17 protein-coding genes are annotated in these 17721 nt (G+C 60.6%); 14 read left to right on the top strand and 3 right to left on the bottom strand.

Features of this window, described 5'->3' with window-relative positions:
* The first annotated feature begins 101 nt into the window (after positions 1-101).
* The 6 genes from hisF to pyk all read left to right on the top strand — a co-directional run bounded on the left by hisF (position 102) and on the right by pyk (position 5610).
* Entirely contained in the window at positions 102-866 is a 765-nt protein-coding gene (gene hisF / locus CAURIM_RS08460; protein ID WP_070445717.1) for an imidazole glycerol phosphate synthase subunit HisF, read from the top strand.
* Complete coding sequence (gene hisI, locus CAURIM_RS08455; protein WP_070445428.1) at positions 863-1273, top strand: phosphoribosyl-AMP cyclohydrolase; 411 nt, start codon at positions 863-865, stop codon at positions 1271-1273. The genes hisF and hisI overlap by 4 nt, the downstream gene beginning before the upstream one ends.
* The gene (locus tag CAURIM_RS08450; RefSeq protein WP_236659252.1) at positions 1266-1940 is read left to right on the top strand and encodes a TIGR02234 family membrane protein; all 675 of its coding nucleotides are present in this window, start codon (positions 1266-1268) and stop codon (positions 1938-1940) included. Before hisI ends, CAURIM_RS08450 begins: the two co-directional genes overlap by 8 nt.
* A gap of 170 nt (positions 1941-2110) precedes the next feature.
* Positions 2111-2938 (top strand): indole-3-glycerol phosphate synthase TrpC, encoded by an 828-nt coding sequence (locus CAURIM_RS08445; protein ID WP_201827846.1) that lies wholly within the window; start codon positions 2111-2113, stop codon positions 2936-2938.
* A gap of 41 nt (positions 2939-2979) precedes the next feature.
* A complete protein-coding gene (gene lgt / locus CAURIM_RS08440) occupies positions 2980-3888 on the top strand; it encodes a prolipoprotein diacylglyceryl transferase (RefSeq protein ID WP_201827849.1) in 909 nt (302 codons plus the stop codon).
* Between the two features lie 300 nt (positions 3889-4188).
* Positions 4189-5610 carry a pyruvate kinase gene (pyk, locus tag CAURIM_RS08435; RefSeq protein ID WP_070445728.1) on the top strand — a complete coding sequence of 474 codons (1422 nt, stop codon included), beginning with the start codon at positions 4189-4191 and terminating at the stop codon, positions 5608-5610.
* A gap of 152 nt (positions 5611-5762) precedes the next feature.
* Here the strand turns inward: pyk and CAURIM_RS08430 are convergent, their stop codons facing one another.
* Both CAURIM_RS08430 and CAURIM_RS08425 read right to left on the bottom strand, forming a co-directional pair.
* Positions 5763-8153, bottom strand: coding sequence for a glycogen/starch/alpha-glucan phosphorylase (locus tag CAURIM_RS08430; protein WP_201827852.1), 2391 nt, complete (start codon positions 8151-8153; stop codon positions 5763-5765).
* A gap of 144 nt (positions 8154-8297) precedes the next feature.
* Entirely contained in the window at positions 8298-9506 is a 1209-nt protein-coding gene (locus CAURIM_RS08425; RefSeq protein ID WP_201827855.1) for an amidohydrolase, read from the bottom strand.
* A gap of 36 nt (positions 9507-9542) precedes the next feature.
* Between CAURIM_RS08425 and CAURIM_RS08420 the strand changes: the two genes are divergently transcribed.
* Entirely contained in the window at positions 9543-9941 is a 399-nt protein-coding gene (locus tag CAURIM_RS08420) for a hypothetical protein (RefSeq protein ID WP_070445443.1), read from the top strand.
* Between the two features lie 46 nt (positions 9942-9987).
* Here the strand turns inward: CAURIM_RS08420 and CAURIM_RS08415 are convergent, their stop codons facing one another.
* Positions 9988-11106 (bottom strand): glycerate kinase, encoded by a 1119-nt coding sequence (locus tag CAURIM_RS08415; RefSeq protein ID WP_070445731.1) that lies wholly within the window; start codon positions 11104-11106, stop codon positions 9988-9990.
* A gap of 171 nt (positions 11107-11277) precedes the next feature.
* On the opposite strand from CAURIM_RS08415, the gene gdhA reads away from it, so the two are divergent.
* The 7 genes from gdhA (at position 11278) to CAURIM_RS08380 (ending at position 17711) form a co-directional block, all read left to right on the top strand.
* Positions 11278-12624: an NADP-specific glutamate dehydrogenase gene (gene gdhA / locus CAURIM_RS08410; RefSeq protein WP_070562742.1), complete on the top strand. Its 1347-nt coding sequence runs from the start codon at positions 11278-11280 to the stop codon at positions 12622-12624.
* Positions 12625-12749: 125 nt separating this feature from the next.
* Complete coding sequence (locus tag CAURIM_RS08405) at positions 12750-13496, top strand: DivIVA domain-containing protein (RefSeq protein ID WP_070711437.1); 747 nt, start codon at positions 12750-12752, stop codon at positions 13494-13496.
* A 175-nt stretch (positions 13497-13671) separates the two neighbouring features.
* Positions 13672-14211 carry a YceD family protein gene (locus tag CAURIM_RS08400; protein ID WP_201827859.1) on the top strand — a complete coding sequence of 180 codons (540 nt, stop codon included), beginning with the start codon at positions 13672-13674 and terminating at the stop codon, positions 14209-14211.
* Positions 14208-14978: a ribonuclease III gene (gene rnc, locus CAURIM_RS08395; RefSeq protein WP_070445456.1), complete on the top strand. Its 771-nt coding sequence runs from the start codon at positions 14208-14210 to the stop codon at positions 14976-14978. Before CAURIM_RS08400 ends, rnc begins: the two co-directional genes overlap by 4 nt.
* Positions 14979-14992: 14 nt before the next feature.
* Entirely contained in the window at positions 14993-15841 is an 849-nt protein-coding gene (gene mutM / locus CAURIM_RS08390) for a bifunctional DNA-formamidopyrimidine glycosylase/DNA-(apurinic or apyrimidinic site) lyase (protein WP_201827862.1), read from the top strand.
* A gap of 34 nt (positions 15842-15875) precedes the next feature.
* Positions 15876-17402: an alanine/glycine:cation symporter family protein gene (locus tag CAURIM_RS08385; RefSeq protein ID WP_201827867.1), complete on the top strand. Its 1527-nt coding sequence runs from the start codon at positions 15876-15878 to the stop codon at positions 17400-17402.
* Positions 17403-17711, top strand: coding sequence for an acylphosphatase (locus CAURIM_RS08380; RefSeq protein WP_070445466.1), 309 nt, complete (start codon positions 17403-17405; stop codon positions 17709-17711).
* Positions 17712-17721: the final 10 nt, after the last annotated feature.

Below are 17721 nucleotides of genomic sequence, written 5' to 3'. Positions count from 1 at the left end.
CGTGGGAATTGGGCGCTGAAGCCGGACGTAGTTTTTAGTATTCGGCAGTTTCCATACGGACTGCCTCTCATCTGACCTTTAGTTTTAGGAGGATGGTCACCATGGCACTTGCCGTGCGCGTGATCCCGTGTCTTGACGTTGATAATGGCCGTGTGGTCAAAGGCGTGAACTTCGAAAACCTGCGTGATGCCGGTGACCCGGTGGAGTTGGCTGCCCGCTATGGCCACATGGGCGCTGATGAGCTGACCTTCCTCGACGTCTCCGCATCAAAGGATGGCCGTGGCACCATGCTCGATGTGGTGCGCCGTACGGCCGATCAAGTCTTCATCCCGTTGACCGTTGGCGGTGGAGTCAGGTCGGTGGACGATGTCCGCGAGCTTCTTCGTGCCGGCGCGGATAAGGTCTCTGTAAACTCCTCTGCCATCGCGCGCCCGGAGTTGCTGCGCGAACTGGCGGATGTCTTTGGTTCCCAGTGCATTGTGCTTTCGGTGGATGCTCGCCGCGCGAAAGATTTTCCTAGCGGCTTTGAGGTCACCACACATGGCGGAACGCGCTCGGCAGGCCTCGACGCCGTGGAGTGGGCCAAGCGCGGTGAGGAACTAGGGGTTGGTGAGATTCTGCTGAACTCCATGGATGGAGACGGCACCAAGGCGGGCTTCGACATCGAATTGATCGAGGCGGTGCGTGCGGCGGTGTCCGTGCCGATCATCGCCTCCGGCGGAGCGGGTAGGGCCGAGCATTTTCCACCGGCTGTTGATGCCGGGGCAGATGCCGTGCTCGCGGCCAGCATCTTCCACTTCCGCGAGGTAGAGATCTCTGAGGTTAAAGAGGCACTTGCGGCAGCAGGGAAGGAGGTCCGCCAGTGAAGGTACACAATGAAAGCAGCGGGCACAGAAGCACCGATTCGGAGGCCGTAGGGGACTATGAGCTGAGTGAAGAGATTGCTCAGCAGCTTAAGCGCAACGAGGCGGGTTTGGTTCCGGCCATTGTGCAATCGGAGCGCGGAGAAGTGCTCATGCTGGCATGGATGGATGATCATGCCTTGGCCTATACGTTGGCGACGCGTCGTGGAACCTACTATTCACGCTCGCGCCGCGAGTATTGGATTAAGGGTCTGACGTCCGGCAATACCCAAGAGGTGGTGGGTGCGCGCTTAGATTGCGATGGAGACACCGTCTTACTGACCGTGCGTCAGCACGGCGGCGCGTGCCATACCGGGGACCGGACGTGCTTCGATGCACGCGATCTCTTCGGAGAGGAGAACAATGGCTAGGCGCACTGAAGCAAAGCGCACTGAAGCAAAGCACAGTGGAGCTAAACGCATCGGACCCGTGCTGATGTTCGTCGGCGCCATCCTGTTGTGGCTGTCTTCCCGCATGACGTGGGTGACGGCGGCGGTCGAAGACGATAAGGCCGGTTCGAGTGTTGTGGAATTATCTGGTTCCTTGTGGTCCCTCGAGCTCATTGCACTCAGCGTCGTGGTTCTCGCTGGCGGTGTGGCAGCCTTTGCGCTGCGGCGCACGGGCCGTCGAATTGTCTCTGTCCTCACCGCACTCGCCGCGGCGGCTGCCGGATGGCGTCCGGTTGCGCTGTTGACTGCCGGCCCCGAGGCGGAGCGTGCTCAAGAGCTGCTGCAGGGAGGAACGAACGATACCTCCGTGGATTCCGCAACCATTTCGGATTGGGCCACTGTCCTCACCGCTGATGCGTCGACCGCTGGCCCCGTGCTTGCTATCGCCGGTGCGGCGCTTGCCCTCTTCGGTGCGGTTATGGTGGCGAGCAATCCGGGGGCGGATAAGCCCCGCTCCGCCAAATATGAAACCCCGGCGGTACGCCAGGAACGCCTCCAGGAAGACCTCGAAACCTCCCAGGACTCCGGCCGTGTGATGTGGGATGCCCTCGATGCCGATATTGACCCCACCGATCCCCGGTCGACCTAGGCATGGCAGCGGCGTGAGCCGTGGCTGCATTTCCCGCTTCATGTAGTGGTCCTAGCATGGAATCGGGTGCCCCGGATTTCTTGTTAGAGGCAAGGGCGCGCTAGCCTAAGTGTGATCTCAAACGCCCCTGTTTCTTTCTTTGAGTTTCCTTCGGGGAAGGGAGGTGCTCCATGCCTACCCCGATTGCCGTCGATCACCTTGTGGCCGGCGTACTAGCTGATGTAGCCGCACGGGAGGCGCGCGTCCCCTTCAAGGAAGTTAAAGCGCGGTCTCGAGACATGGACGCACCGCGCGATACCGCACAGGCCCTATTGCGTTCGGGGTGTTCTATCATCACCGAAATCAAGCGCGCCGTGCCTTATGGTGGAGAGATCGTCCACCTAGACGGACCGCACTCCGTCGCGGCCCTGGCACGAAAGCTGGAGGAAGCAGGCGTGCACGTCATGGCCTGCCAGACAGACAGGCGCCGCTTTCATGGCTCCCTGGAGGACATGCGTGTTGCCCGCGCTGCAATCGACATTCCTATGCTGTGCCGCGACACCATTGTTGATCCTTATCAGATTCATGAAGCGCGCTGTTATGGGGCGGATGCGATTCCTTTGCAGGTGGAGTTGCTTGATCAGGCTCGCCTCGAGTCGCTCCTCGACCGCGTGGAGTCCCTTGGAATGACAGCCATCCTGGAAGTGCGCACGTGCGCTGAGGTGGATCGCGTTATCAAAGCAGGGGGTACTGTCGTGGCCATCAATGCGTGGTCTTTGGCCTCCGATGCACTTAATCGGGAGGCCTTTTCTACTATTTCACCGGGTCTTCCTGAGAGCATCACACGTATTGCGGTGGGCGGCGTTAATAGTCCGCGTAACGTGTTGTCCTATGCCTCGCAGGGAGCCGATGCCGTCCTCGTCGGTGAGTCCATTATGGCGGCCCAGGACCCGATGGCTTTGGCCCGCTCCTTAGTGGCCGCCGGCCAGCATCCGGCGTGCCCTTCGCGCAGAAGCTAAGCGCGTTGTAGTGGCCGTCTTTTTCAGGCACACTATTTCCCGTGCAGATTTACTACTTCGCCAACATTCCCTCTCCACCACAAGGCGTGTGGCATCTCGGACCAGCCCCTATTCGTGCGTATGCCATGTGCATTATCGCCGGCATCCTCGTTGCGCTGTGGATGACTCTGCGCCGCTATACCGCCCGGGGTGGAAACCCGGATGTGGTCTGGGATGCTGCCTTGGTAGTGATCCCAGCCGGCATCATTGGCGGCCGTCTCTATCACGTGATTACGGATAATGATAAGTACTTCTGCTCCACGTGTGTTCCTCTCGACGCGCTGAAAATCACCAACGGTGGACTAGGTATTTGGGGAGCGGTGGCCTTGGGTGCGGTCGCGGTGTGGCTCATGTTCAAAGTCAAGGGCATCCCTGTGGGGCCGTTTGCGGATTCCGTCGCGCCTGGACTCATATTGGCGCAGGCTATTGGCCGCCTAGGCAATTGGTTCAACCAGGAACTCTATGGTCGTGAGACCACCGTCCCGTGGGCTCTCGACATTTATTATCGTGTGAATGAAAGCGGTGAATACGCGCCGATCAGTGGGCGCTCGACCGGGGAAGTAATCGCCTCGGTGCATCCGACATTCCTCTATGAGCTGCTGTGGAACGTGGCGGTGTGCGTGTTCCTGCTGTGGGCCCACAAGGCATTCAAGCTCGGCCATGGTCGTGTGTTTGCGCTGTACGTCGCCGGATACACAGCGGGGCGCTTCGTTGTAGAAAACATGCGTGCTGACGATGCCACGCTCATCTTTGGTCTGCGTGTCAACGTCATCGTGTCAGTGGTCTGCTTTGTCGTAGCGCTCATCGTGTACTTCCGGCTGCCGCGCGGCCAGGAAACACCAGAAGAGGTGGACCCGGCCCGTGCCGCCGACGTCGGTGACAGTGCAGGAGTCGCTGACTCACAAAGGTGACAGTCGCAGCGCTTAGCGACAGATTCACGCGCTGAGGCTTCGGGAAGTAGCCGGGATCACAGAATGTTTTAAGACGCCTTGACCGAGAGTCTCGAGTTTCGGGCGCATGGACACAAAATGCCCAGATGTGCCCGGTTATTCCCGGTTGTTGCTGAATCGGAAGGGGCTGCAACAGCCACCGGGGAAGCCTGATTCGAGGGTCAAAACATGGTGTGAGCTTCATTCGTGGTGGCCGAGACCAGCGAAGCGGGGTAGTTTGGGAACCGTTAGAAACTCCCGATGTGAATAAGGCACTCCATGTTGGATAGAAGAACCAAAATTGTTTGTACGTTGGGTCCTGCTGTAGCAAGCAAGGAAGGAATCCTTGGCCTCGTTGAAGCAGGCATGAACGTGGCGCGTCTAAACATGTCCCACGGCGAGCATGCGGACCACGAGGCGAACTACCGCTGGGTCCGTGAGGCTACCGATGAGACCGGCCAGGCAGTCGGCGTCCTGGCGGACCTCCAGGGACCGAAGATTCGTCTGGGTCGCTTCGTCAACGGTGAAGAGATGTGGAAGGACGGCGAAATCGTCCGCATCACCGTTGATGACGTAGAAGGTACGCACGACCGCGTGTCCACCACCTACAAGAACCTGGCGCAGGACGCGAAGCCGGGTGACCGCCTGCTGATCGACGACGGCAAGGTCGCCGTCGTCTGCAAGGAAGTCGACGGCAATGACGTTGTTTGTGAGGTCACCGAGGGCGGACCGGTCTCCAATAACAAGGGCGTGTCCCTCCCAGGCATGGACATTTCTGTGCCGGCGCTGTCGGAGAAGGACATTGCTGACCTTCGCTTCGCATTGAAGCTCGGCGTGGACATGATCGCTCTGTCCTTTGTTCGTTCCCCAGCCGATGTGGACAAGGTCCACGAAATCATGGATGAGGAAGGCCGCCGCGTTCCGGTTATTGCGAAGCTCGAGAAGCCGGAGGCGGTCGATGCCCTTGAATCCATCGTCTTGGCTTTCGATGCCATCATGATTGCGCGCGGTGACCTTGGCGTCGAGGTCCCGCTGGAGCAGGTTCCGCTGTTCCAGAAGCGCGCTATCCAGATCGCGCGTGAGAATGCCAAGCCGGTGATCGTGGCAACGCAGATGCTCGATTCCATGATCTCCAACCTGCGCCCGACTCGCGCGGAGGCCTCCGACGTGGCTAACGCAGTGCTCGATGGTGCTGATGCCGTCATGCTCTCCGGTGAGACCTCCGTCGGCATCGACCCGCACAATGTTGTGCGCACGATGTCCCGCATCGTGACGAATGCTGAGCAAGGCGGCCAGGTTCCTCCGCTGTCGCACGTTCCGCGCACCAAGCGCGGTGTTGTGTCCTACTCCGCACGCGATATTGCTGAGCGCCTGAATGCGAAGGCCATCGTCGCCTTCACCACCTCCGGTGATACCGCGAAGCGCGTGGCTCGTTTGCACTCCGCGCTGCCGCTCCTTGCCTTCACCCCGTACCCGGCGGTGCGCTCGCAGCTGGCGTTGACCTGGGGTGCAGAGACCTTCTTGAGTGATTCGGTCGAGTCCACCGATGACATGATGGCCGCCATTGATGAGGCTCTGCTGGGAATGGATAAGTACAAGGAAGGCGACATGATCGTCGTCATCGCCGGTACCCCTCCTGGAATCTCTGGTAACACCAATATGATTCAGGTGCACGAGCTGGGCCAGACTCTGCGCGATAAGTAAAACCGTCGCAGACAAACAACGCCGCCTCACCCCGCTTGCTTCCTTACCCACTAAGTGGGAAGGAGGAACGGTGGTGGGGCGGCGCTTTGTCTTTCCGGAAAGCCCCGTCTAGGGGTTAATAGGCACTAGTGCGTCTTTTAACCCCTGTCTGTCTAGACGTGGGAAATGGGGGTCGGGGTCAGCTTCCACACTTCGTTGGCATAGTCAGCGATAGTGCGGTCAGAGGAGAAGCGCCCGGAGTAGCAGATGTTGAGCCAGGCCTTCTTGGCCCATGCCAGCTCGTCCGCTTCATAGTCAGCAGCCATGCGGTCACGGGTCTCGCGGTAGTCGGCGAAGTCCCCGAGGACGTAGTAGGTATCCTGAGCGTGTTCGCCGAAGCCATCGAGCAGCGAGGAGCGCAGATCACTAAACATGCCTGCATTCTCCGAACCCAGCGTGCCATCGGTGAAGGCATCGAGGACACGCGCCAGGCCCGGAACCGTGTTATAGAGCTCGCCCGGGTTGTATTCGGCGCGCAGCTGCGGGATTTCTTCGTTGCGGGCGCCGAAGATGTAGGCGTTGTCTTCGCCCACTGCCTCGACGATCTCTACGTTGGCGCCGTCCATTGTGCCCAAGGTCAGGGCACCGTTCATCATGAACTTCATGTTGGAGGTACCGGAGGCTTCCTTGCCGGCGACGGAAATCTGCTCGGAGACATCAGCGGCTGGGATGATGTGCTCGGCGGGGGAGACGTTGTAATTCTCAACAAAGACTACGTTGAGCACGTCCTTGGTAGCCGGGTCGTTGTTGACCAGGTCACCGATGGTGTTGATGAGCTTGATGATGGCTTTCGCGCGGACATAGCCCGGCGCTGCCTTCGCGCCAAAGATGAAGGTGCGCTTCGGAACGGTTTCGCCGTCGACCTTGATGCGGAAGTACAGGTCCAAGATGTAAAGCGCATTCATCAGCTGGCGCTTGTACTCGTGCAGGCGCTTGATCTGGACATCGAAAACGGAATCCGGGTCCACGGTAGCGCCCTGGTGTGCGTCAATCCATGCGGCGAAATCCTGCTTGTTGGCACGCTTGATGTTGATGAGTTGGCGCAGCACCTTCTCATCCTCAGCCACAGGAGCCAGCTTGGCCAGCTCGGTCAGATCGGTAACCCAGGCATCAGAACCAGCCTGCTCAGTGAGCAGGTCGGACAGGCGCGGGTTGCACATGCGCAGCCAACGGCGTGGGGTCACGCCGTTGGTCTTGTTGTTGAACTTCTCCGGCCACAGCTCGTGCCACTCGGAGAGCGTGTCTGCCTTGATGATTTCGGTGTGCAGGGCGGCGACGCCATTGATGGAGTACGCGGCATAGCAAGCGATCCACGCCATGTGGACATGCCCGTCGGACACCGGAGCCATGTAGTCGATGCGCCCTTGATCCAGGCCGCGCTGGGCCATGTCTTCACGGAAGCGGCGGTCGATCTCCTCTACCAGCTCCCAAATGCGCCAGAACAGCTTCTGGAAGATGGATACTTCCCAGCTCTCCAAAGCCTCAGCCAGCACGGTGTGGTTGGTGTAGGCAAAAGTCTCGGTGACGACCTTCCAGGCCTCGTCCCAGCCCATCCCGTGTTCGTCGAGAAGCAGGCGGAGCAATTCGGGGATGGCCAGCACCGGGTGGGTGTCGTTGAGCTGGATGCAGTTGTACTCGGCGAAGCCGGTGAGGTCCTCGCCGTGGTGCTCGATGTAGTTATCGATCATCTGCTGCAGCGAGGCCGAGACGAAGAAGTACTGCTGGCGAACGCGCAGTACCTTGCCCTCGTAGGTCGTGTCGTTGGGGTAGAGCACGCGGCAGATGTCCATGACGCGCTCGCGCTCCACGATGGCTTCGGTGAAGCGCTGCGAGTTGAAGGCATCGTAATCGAATTCATCGATAGGCTCGGACTTCCACAGGCGCAGCGTACCTACGTTGTTGGTGCCGTATCCGGTAATCGGCATGTCATAGGGGATAGCGCGTACGTCCATGTCATCGAAGTGGACCAAGCGCTGTTCGGAGGCACGGCGAATGATGAAGTCGTAGCTATTTTCCATCCAGGCATCTGGTTCCTCGCGCTGGAAACCGTTGTCGAAGGACTGACGGAAGAGACCGTAGCGGTAGAGCAGGCCGTAGCCCGTGACCGGGTAGTTCTGGGTGACAGCAGAATCGAGGAAGCAGGCGGCGAGGCGGCCCAGGCCGCCGTTGCCTAGTGCAGCATCGTGCTCGGCTTCGAGAACATCGGAGAGTTCGTGACCGGCGGCCTTGGAGGCGGCGCGGGCTTCGTCGACGAGTCCGACGTTGGTGAGGTTGTTGATCAGGGCGCGCCCCTGGAGGAACTCAGCAGAGAAATAGTGCTGCTGGCGGGCGGCGGAGTAGGCGGTGCGGGTGGCCTCCCAGTTGTCAGCAATCTGCTCCATTACTGAAGAAGACAAGCCGGACCAGAACTTGCGGTTAGTCGCGGCAGAGGGGGAGACACCAGCAGCGGCGCGGACGTGTCCGGGAACTGCGGTCTGAAAATCGGAGTGCTGGGGTTGACTCATGAGAATCCCTTCACCTTAGGCATAAAAATGCGGAAAAATACCAACACCCAAGCTTAACCAGTTCCGCATTCAGCTGCAGGAGAGAGCACTGCCAGCCAGCGTGCATTAATCATCACACACGGCGAAAGCGTTGTGCTGGGAAGGTTAGCGCCCCAGAAAAGACAGGACGGCTGTAGCCCCGGCGTGGGTGGCCGAGCGCATGGTGGGTTCATAATCCGGCAGGAAAGTGGATTGGTGGTTAACCGGCGGGTTGTCCAGGAGGTGCTCCGGCGTGGAGCCGATGAACCAGAAGTTATAAGGCACGCCCCAGGCTTGTGGGAGATAGCAGAAATCCTCGGAGACGGTGGATGGGGTGGCGCTCACGGAGAGATCAGCAAAGACTGCGTCGAAGGCCGAGCGAACGGTCTCATGAGTGGAAGCGTCATTATCGGTGACTTCGCCATGGGCAAAGTACTCGAAGGTGGGCTCTGCTGGGCATCCCGAGGCTTCGCACTCGGCTCGCACCATACGCTCGAGGGAGGCATAGACGCGCTGCGCCAACTCTGGCTTGTAATAGCGGGTGTTAAGTACGAGTTCGGCGCTGCCCGGAATGATGTTGTTTTTATCGCCCGAATGCAGCTCGCCCACCGAGATGACAAAGAAATCATGGGGAGGGACTTCGCGGCCGACAATGGCTTGTAAGCGGGTGACCACCATGGCGGCCGCGTAGGAAGGATCGATGGCCTCGTGCGGCATGGAGGCGTGCGCGGAGCGCCCCGTGATGCGGATGCGGAGGGAATCACAGCCGGCCAGGATGGGGCCGGCGGTGGACTGCACCTGGCCGGCGGGGCCCGGCATGACGTGTTGACCAAAGCACACATCCGGTGCAGGAACGCGGTCGGTGAGCCCGTCCGCAATCAAGTATTTGGCGCCCATGGATGATTCCTCCGCCGGTTGGAACAGTGCTAGGAAGGTGCCGTGCCAGGCGTCGCGGTGGGCGTCGAGAATCGCGCACGCGCCGAGCAATGCCGTGGTGTGTACATCGTGCCCGCAGGCATGCATTGCGCCATTGGTGGCGGCGAAGGGGACGCCGGTTTCCTCGGCCACCGGGAGGGCATCAAAATCAGCCCGCATCAGCGCGGTTGGGCCGTCCCCGTTGCGGAAGATAGCGACGATGCCATGGCCGCCAATTCCGGTGACGAGCTCGCACTCGTACTTATCTAGTTGTTCCAGAATCCGCCCGGCGGTGCGTTCCTCTTGGTGGGACAGCTCTGGGTGGGCATGCATGTCTTCATAGAAGGCGCGTTGCCAGCTGAGATCGACTGAATCTTCTCGGAGGAGCGAGCTCAGCCGAGAAAGTGTGGGATCTGCCATAGTTACTGTCCTTCAAGTTTGGGTAGGGTTACCTACATGCCATTGATTCACTTTGATGTTCTGGTGCCGGATGCTCAAGCCGAGCGCGTGGCCGAAATCTTTAGCACTGCTACCCACAAGCTGGTGGATAACGGCTCCTTAGCTTCTGCTGAGGTTACCCGTGTTCCCGATCCTGCACTCCCGGAGGGGCTGGAAGAACAGCTGCGCCAGACCTACCGCGATGAGCATGAAGAGCGTGATTTAGAGGACGCCAATGTCTACCGCTATGCCATCGATGTCGATGGCGTGAAGGGCTCCGTCAATCAGCTGACCATGGTCCTCGCACGCTTGTTGACACCCCATTCGGTTCTACCGAAGGACCACGTGTTGCTGGAGGACGAGCTCGCCCACGAGCGACCGGCAATTTTCCCGTGGGCGGTGCAGGTGACCCCGTAGTTCTGCTGAAAGCTATAGCCTCAGAGAGCTTTAGCCTCAGAGAGTTTTAGCTCTGCAGAACGCTGCGGACGAGGCGTTCGGCCGCGTTGCTTAAGCGCTGGGCGACGTCCCCCTCTTCCTCCCCGTCGAGTTCTTCCAGCAGTGTGCCCTGTGGCGCCGATGCGGTTGCGGAGCCAGCGATGATGCCCAGGGTTGGCGGGCTAGTCATGTCCGCCAGCGTGCCCACCACCTTTCCGGTAAGCGATTGTTCGTCGAAGCGCCCCTCGCCGGTAAGGACGAGATCCGCCTCGGCGATACGCGTGGGTAGATTGAGTGCTTGGGCTACATACTGGCCGCCCGGCACGATACGGCAGTGCTCCGAGGTGCCCCAGAGCGTGCGCGAAAGCCAGCTCAGGGCGATGGGAATGCCGCCTGCGGCGCCAAAGAATTCGGCCTGTGGGTCGGTCTCCGTGACTTCGCAGAGCCGTAGCATCGCGCCCGCCAGTAGTGCTACTTGTTCGCCCTCAGCGCCTTTTTGTGGGCCGTACATCGTTGCGGCTTGGACGGGCACGGCGCGAGTATCGGTGACCAAGGTGTAGTCCAGCATGGCCGCCTTCATGTTGAGCTGCGCGGTGTCGATGTGGTCGAGGTTGACCAAAGGTGCGCCGCCCTTGGGCAGGGCGTATCCGCGGGCATCGTGGGCGGCGGCGCCGAGCGCGGCGAGGATGCCGAGACCGCCGTCGATGCTGGCGCTGCCGCCGAGACCAAGAACGATGTGCTTGGCGCCGCGCGATTCGGCGTCGGCCACCAGCACGCCCGTTCCATAGGAATCCGCATGGAGTGGATCGAGGGCGTCGGAAACGGCAGGAAGGCCGGTGGCGGCGGCGACGTCGATAAAGGCTGTGTCACCAACGAGCTGGTAGCTGGCCTCGGTCAGACGGCCAATGGCATCGGTGGTAGGCAGCGTAATCGTTTGCCCCGCCGTGCCGTGGCGATGAACAGCGGCGCTGGCGAGCACCTCCGCGGTGCCTTCGCCGCCATCGGCCATGGGCAGGGTCGTTACCTTCGCTGTGTCTGCGTGGGGCGAGGAGCTGAGAGCGCGCCGCGCGCCCAATGCAATGGCGGCGGCAGCTTCGGCTGCAGTAGCGGTGCCTTTAAAGGAATCGGGGGCAACAAGAATGCGCATGCCCATGAGTATATGGCAGAGATACGAGAAACAATTTTCGCGCTCTGACCAGCCCTTAAGGCACACCACAGTACGGCCATCTTGCAATTTAGGTCGATTGATAGAAAACTATTGCTTGTTCAATGGATGACGCACCGACCGTGAGGAACGGTGCCCAATGAAAGGATTGCCATGTCCATCGACCAGCAAATCTCCGATTACTACAGCAAGCTTCTCAAGCGTAATGCTGGCGAACCGGAATTCCATCAGGCACTCGCTGAGGTACTCGACTCACTGAAGATCGTCCTCAATAAAGACCCTCACTACGCTGATTACGGTCTGGTCGAGCGACTGTGCGAGCCCGAGCGTCAGCTCATCTTCCGCGTGCCGTGGGTGGATGACAGCGGCCAGATTCAGGTCAACCGCGGTTTCCGCGTGCAATTTAACTCCGCGCTCGGCCCCTACAAGGGTGGCCTGCGTTTCCATCCGAGCGTCAATCTGGGCATCATCAAGTTCCTCGGCTTCGAGCAGATTTTCAAGAACTCCCTGACCGGCCTGCCTATCGGCGGCGGCAAGGGCGGTTCTGACTTCGACCCGAAGGGTAAGTCAGAAGCCGAGGTCATGCGTTTCTGCCAATCCTTCATGACGGAGCTGCACAATCACATTGGTGAATACCGCGACGTCCCGGCCGGTGATATTGGTGTGGGCGGACGCGAAATCGGTTTTCTGTTCGGCCAGTACCGCCGACTGGAGGGCAAGCACGAGTCTGGCGTTCTTACCGGCAAGGGTCTGAGCTGGGGTGGCTCCCTCGTGCGTACCGAGGCTACCGGTTACGGCCTGGTGTATCTGACCTCGGAAATGATGAAGGCCCATGGTGAGTCTTTCGACGGCGCCAAGGTGATTGTCTCCGGTTCCGGAAATGTTGCCATCTACGCCGCCGAAAAGGTGCAACAGCTCGGCGGTACCGTCGTCGCGATGTCTGACTCCTCCGGCTACATCACCACCCCGAACGGTGTGGACCTAGAGCTACTCAAGGAGATTAAGGAAGTTCGCCGCGAGCGCATTTCCACCTACGCCGGCGAAGCGGGTGCGGGCGTGGAGTATCACGAGGGTGGCAACGTATGGGAGGTCAGCGCCGACGTTGCCTTGCCGTGCGCTACCCAAAACGAGCTCGACGGCGAGGACGCCAAGCTCCTGGTCAAGAATCAGGTGCGCTATGTTGCCGAAGGCGCGAACATGCCCTGTACCCCGGATGCCGCCCACTACTTTGTGGAAAATGGCATTGCCTTCGCGCCGGGTAAGGCCGCAAATGCAGGTGGTGTGGCGACCTCTGCGCTGGAGATGCAGCAGAACGCCTCCCGTGACTCCTGGACCTTCGAGTACACCGACCAGCGCCTCCACGAGATCATGTCCAATATCTTCCGCAATATCGATAAGACTTCTAAGGAATATGGCTTGGAGGGTGACTATGTCGCGGGTGCTAACATCGCTGGCTTCAAGAAGGTGGCTGATGCCATGCTGGCGCAGGGCGTGATCTAGCCCCCAGCCTTTCTCTATTCCTCTCTATGCCTTGGTTTAACCTCCCCACTGAGTGGGGAGGTTTTCGCCGTTTCTTCCCGCGTGGGATACGTCGCGGTGCGTATGTGCTTGGTTAGGCTGGTGCCATGTACCGCGTATTTGAGTCCCTCGATGAACTTGTTCGCAACCTGGAACAGGCCTATGCCGTTCCCATGACCTCTAATTGCATGGTCCCGCGCCACGAGATGCTGGCGCTTCTCGACGATCTCCGCAACGCTCTCCCGGTCGAAATGGATGATGCCCAGGACGTCTTGGACAAGCAGGATGAGATCCTGCAGGGTGCGGAAGAACGCGCGGAGCAGATTATTTCTGAAGCCAATGCCGAGGCTGATGACACCGTGACCCGTGCGCGTGAGGATTCGGACGCCATGCTGGCCGACGCCCAACATCGCGCCACCACCCTTGTCGCCCAGGCAGAGGACGAGGCCAGCAACCTGGTGGACAACGCACGCTCCGACGCCGAGCGCACCCGCGCCCAAGCAGATGAGGAATACCAGCGTGCCGTCGCTGCAGGCCAAGCTGAACAAGACCGCTTGGTCTCCGAATCCGAGGTCGTGCGCCGTGCCGATGATGAGGCGCACCGTATCGTGGAGACCGCGCACTCTGAGTCCAACCGTCTGCGCACCGAGTGCGATGAATTCGTTGACGCCAAGCTCGGGGAATTCGAGACCACCCTGTCTGACCTCCTGCGCACCGTGAATAACGATCGCTCCGCTCTGCGCCGAGGTGCCGGTGTGCGCTCTCGTGGGGAATCGCGCGGCGAGGGACGCGGCGCTGTGCGCGAGACTCGGGAACCGGCGCGCCGAGCGCCGCGTGCGCCCCGCGACTACTAGAGGGGACTAATGTGCGGGCGCTCCGCGCGCCAGGAGATGAGTGCAGCAAAAGCGAGAACAGCGCCGAGGACAGAATCGAGCTTTGAGGCCAAGTGCTTAAGCGCCTATGCCCCAGCATTCAGGTCTTTGCCAGTCTAGGGCGCGCGGGCCAGCACAGGGTAAGCTGGTGGGCGCTATGAAATCACCATTGAAGTTCGACGTGACGGAATTGCTCCGCAGCCAAGGAACCGACGCGCTGCCTGAGCACCGCGTGCAGACCGGACCCGCGCCAGAGCGCATCGGCGTGGAAATGATCGGCATCCCGGAAGGTACTGAGGTTAAGGTGGATGCCACCTTGACCCCGTTGGGCTCTGGTGTGTTGGTGGACGCTGATATCACCGGCACCCTCAGCGGCGAATGCGCCCGCTGCCTGGCAGAGCTGCACCCGGAACTGGATCTCCACGTATCCCAGGTGTTTTCCGCAGATGAGTCCTTCGTCAGCGGGGATGAGACCGAGGAGGAGGATCGCGGTTCCGGTGATGAGGTTCCCGAGATCAAGGATGGAATCCTCGACCTCCTCCAGACCGTGATCGATGAGGCAGGTCTATCCCTTCCCTTTGCACCAACGTGCGAGGAGGGCTGCGAGGTGGACGCTCCCGATGGAGTAACCACGGGGGTCTCTGGGGAAGAAGAGCGCGTAGACCCGCGCTGGTCAGGACTGGAGAAGTTCCTATGAGCAAGAAGAAGAAACTCACTGGTGAACAGGCACTAGCCGCGGCCTTCGCGGAGGTAGATCACGCCCCGCTGCTAAAAGCACTCGGCGTGGAGATCAGCGATGAGCTACTGTGCTTGGCACTGACCCACCGCTCCTTCGCCAACGAGAACGGGCACCTGCCCAACAACGAGCGCCTCGAGTTCCTGGGGGATGCCGTCTTGGGCTTGTCTATCGCGGCCAAGCTCTACGACAAGTACCCCTCGCGCCCTGAGTCGGATATTTCTAAGATGCGTGCCTCCATCGTGTCGCGCTATGGCCTGTCCGATGTCGCCCGCGAAATCGGCGTGGGCGAGCACGTCCTGTTGGGCAAGGGCGAGCAATCCACCGGCGGCCGTGACAAGGACTCCATCTTGGCCGATACCACCGAGGCCATCCTGGGGGCTATCTACCGCCAGCATGGTTTTGAGGTTGCCCGCGGGGTGGTGCTGAAGCTGTTCGCCGCCAAGATTGACAACGCCGTGGTGTCCGGCCGTCATATGGACTGGAAGACCACCTTGCAGGAGCTGTGCGCGGAGCTGAAGGCCGCGATGCCGGTCTACTCAGCCACCTCGACGGGTCCTGAGCACGATCAAACCTTCAACGCCGTGGCCACCGTGGCCGGTTTGACCGTGGGTAGGGGAACAGGGCATAACAAGAAGCTCGCCGAGCAGCAGGCAGCGGAAGAAGCGTGCCAAGCATTGCGCGAGACACCCTTGCTGGTGCAGGGCACCGCCGGCAAAGAGAGCTAAGCTACGAGGATTCGATGCCAGAACTCCCCGAAGTCGAGTCTGTTCGCAGCGGACTCGAGCCCTATCTTGTGGGCCGCTCCTTTGCTGCAGTAGACGTTCTCCACCCGCGCGCCAACCGGGGCCAGGAAGCCCCGCTGTCCGCGCTGCTGGTGGGCAGGAAGATTGCCGCGGTGGCGCGCCGCGGCAAGTTCATGTGGCTGGAGTTCGCCGACGAGGATCACACCGACCCAGCTCGCGATGTGCTCTTCATCCACCTCGGCATGTCGGGGCAGGTGCGGATCGGCGAGGTGGATTCGCCGCACGTGCGCATCGCCGCCGTGCTTGATGACGCCACCCGTCTCAGCTTCGTGGACCAACGCACCTTCGGTTATTGGCGTTTTGGGTCGTGGCTGAGCATGGCGCATATCGCTCCCGATCCTCTCGAAGCAGACTTCGACCTGACCGCGGCAGGGCGGCGCTTGCGCGCGAAACGCACGGCGGTCAAGGTGGCTCTGCTCGACCAAACGGTGCTCAGCGGGGTGGGCAATATCTATGCCGATGAGGCGCTGTGGGCGGCCCAGATTTCTCCGCTGAAGAAGGCTAGCGCTCTGCGGCAGCGTGATGCTGTCGCTGTGATTTCTGCGGCCGCCGACGTCATGCGCTCCGCCCTCGCCGTTGGCGGAACCAGCTTTGATGCATTGTACGTCAACGTTAATGGCGAATCCGGATATTTTGATCGTTCCTTGCACGTATATGGGAGGGGCGGTCAGCCCTGTGATCGCTGTGGCGAAGAAATCCTGAAAACCGTGCTAGGTAGGCGTGGTACTCACTATTGCCCGTATTGCCAGAGCCGCGCCGCGGGGAGGAAGTTGGCGGCCAACTAGGACGATTCTGGTGTGAGTTATTAATGTGTAACCCATGCAAGAAATCTTCAGCACCGTGATTGGTGTCATTAACGACAGCCTGTGGTCCTATGTCCTGCCATGGCTGCTTATCGCCGCGGGCCTCTTCTTCGGCATCCGCACCGCCGTGGTGCAGGTCCGCATGGTGCCGGACATGTTCAAGGCGGTCGTCGAGAAGCCCAAGGGCGTCGGCGTCGATGAGGATGCCGACTATGGCGGAATCTCTGCCTTCAAGGCATTTACCATTTCAGCGGCCTCTCGTGTGGGCACCGGCAACGTTGCAGGCGTGGCCGTGGCTATCTCCGTGGGTGGCCCCGGCGCGGTGTTTTGGATGTGGCTCATCGCCATCCTGGGTGGTGCGACAGCATTCGTGGAGTCGACCCTGGCGCAGCTGTGGAAGGTGCGTGAGGGGGACGCCTACCGCGGTGGCCCGGCCTATTACATGTCCCGTGGCCTGGGGTGGAAGCCTTTAGCAACCATCTTCTCCGTGGCCATCGCCATTACCTTTGGCTGGTTCTACAATGCGTTCCAGACCAACGCCATTTCCGATTCTTTGGCGGCCTCTTTTGGCCAGGATTCCGCGGCCTTCAAGGCAGGCGTGGGCATCGCAGTCGTCGCCGTGTCCGGGCTCATCATCATCGGTGGCGTGCAGCGCATCGCCTCGATGACCCAGTTTATCGTGCCGTTTATGGCGGGCGCCTATCTCATCTTGGGTCTCATCGTCGTTATTGTGAACTTTGACAAGGTGCCGGACATGGTCGTCTCGATCGTGGGCTCTGCCTTTGGCTTCCGGGAAGCTGCCGGTGCCACCGTGGGCATGGCGATGCTGAAAGGTATCCAGCGTGGTTTGTTCTCCAACGAAGCGGGCGAAGGTTCGGCGCCGAACGCTGCAGCGACGGCGACGGTGTCCCACCCCGTGAAGCAGGGCCTGGTGCAGACCCTCGGCGTGTACTTCGACACCCTGGTGGTGTGTACAATTACCGCCTTCATCATTCTCTTGGGCACCGATTTCGAGCGTTTCGGCTCTGATGCGATTGAGGGCGTGACGCTGACCCAGAATGCGCTCTCCGGCGTGGTGGGTGAGTGGGGCATCCACTTCGTCACCTTCATCCTGTTCTTCCTGGCTTTCTCCTCGATTCTGGGCAACTACTACCTTGCCGAGTCCAACGTGGAGTATCTCGCCGGGAAGAAGTGGGTGCTGTGGACTTTCCGTCTCATCGTTCTGGCCTTTGTTTTCTACGGTGCGGTGGCCCCGCTAGGTACCGTGTTCGACCTGGCCGATACCGGCGCTGCCATCATGGTTCTGCTCAACGTGTGCGCCATCGTGCCGCTGTCTGGCGTGGCTATCAAGCTGCTGAAGAACTACAACGAGCAGCGCCGCAAGGGCCTGGATCCCGTCTTCCACCGTGATATGCTGCCGGAACTGCACAACGTCGAGTGCTGGGATGGTACGGATCCGGTCACGCGCCGCAGCGCGGAGGACCGTCGCCGTCTCGATCACGAATTTGACTTGAGCGACCGCACAAACTTGAGGGAGTACTAGATGGCAGACACGGCAGCAGCCTCTGCAGGCCATGAACGCCTCACAGCTTTCGTTCTTGGACACGTCCAAGGCGTGGGCTTTCGCTGGTGGACGCGTTCCCGCGCCCTCGAACTAGGGCTGGCTGGGCACGCGACGAACCTCCAGGACGGACGCGTCCAGGTGGTTGCTGAAGGCCCGCGTGCTGACTGCGAGAAGTTGCTGGCCTTGCTGCGTGAAGAACCGTCGACCACCCACCGTCCAGGCGTGGTGAACGCCGTGGTGGAGCAGTGGGCCGCCCCGCGCGGTGAGTCGGGCTTCATCGAGCGCTAAACTTATTCGA

It is taken from the genome of Corynebacterium aurimucosum, assembly GCF_030408555.1.
GTDB lineage: Bacteria > Actinomycetota > Actinomycetes > Mycobacteriales > Mycobacteriaceae > Corynebacterium > Corynebacterium aurimucosum.
This window is presented reverse-complemented; position numbering and strand designations above follow the sequence as displayed.

Bases quoted from the DNA above. Each gene is read 5' to 3' on its own strand.
- hisF (WP_070445717.1), top strand. From the start codon at position 102: ATGGCACTTGCCGTGCGCGTGATCCCGTGTCTTGACGTTGATAATGGC.
- CAURIM_RS08450 (WP_236659252.1), top strand. From the start codon at position 1,266: ATGGCTAGGCGCACTGAAGCAAAGCGCACTGAAGCAAAGCACAGTGGA.
- CAURIM_RS08445 (WP_201827846.1), top strand. From the start codon at position 2,111: ATGCCTACCCCGATTGCCGTCGATCACCTTGTGGCCGGCGTACTAGCT.
- CAURIM_RS08430 (WP_201827852.1), bottom strand. From the start codon at position 8,153: ATGAGTCAACCCCAGCACTCCGATTTTCAGACCGCAGTTCCCGGACAC.
- CAURIM_RS08425 (WP_201827855.1), bottom strand. From the start codon at position 9,506: ATGGCAGATCCCACACTTTCTCGGCTGAGCTCGCTCCTCCGAGAAGAT.
- CAURIM_RS08420 (WP_070445443.1), top strand. From the start codon at position 9,543: ATGCCATTGATTCACTTTGATGTTCTGGTGCCGGATGCTCAAGCCGAG.
- CAURIM_RS08415 (WP_070445731.1), bottom strand. From the start codon at position 11,106: ATGCGCATTCTTGTTGCCCCCGATTCCTTTAAAGGCACCGCTACTGCA.
- gdhA (WP_070562742.1), top strand. From the start codon at position 11,278: ATGTCCATCGACCAGCAAATCTCCGATTACTACAGCAAGCTTCTCAAG.
- CAURIM_RS08405 (WP_070711437.1), top strand. From the start codon at position 12,750: ATGTACCGCGTATTTGAGTCCCTCGATGAACTTGTTCGCAACCTGGAA.
- CAURIM_RS08400 (WP_201827859.1), top strand. From the start codon at position 13,672: ATGAAATCACCATTGAAGTTCGACGTGACGGAATTGCTCCGCAGCCAA.
- rnc (WP_070445456.1), top strand. From the start codon at position 14,208: ATGAGCAAGAAGAAGAAACTCACTGGTGAACAGGCACTAGCCGCGGCC.
- mutM (WP_201827862.1), top strand. From the start codon at position 14,993: ATGCCAGAACTCCCCGAAGTCGAGTCTGTTCGCAGCGGACTCGAGCCC.
- CAURIM_RS08385 (WP_201827867.1), top strand. From the start codon at position 15,876: ATGCAAGAAATCTTCAGCACCGTGATTGGTGTCATTAACGACAGCCTG.
- CAURIM_RS08380 (WP_070445466.1), top strand. From the start codon at position 17,403: ATGGCAGACACGGCAGCAGCCTCTGCAGGCCATGAACGCCTCACAGCT.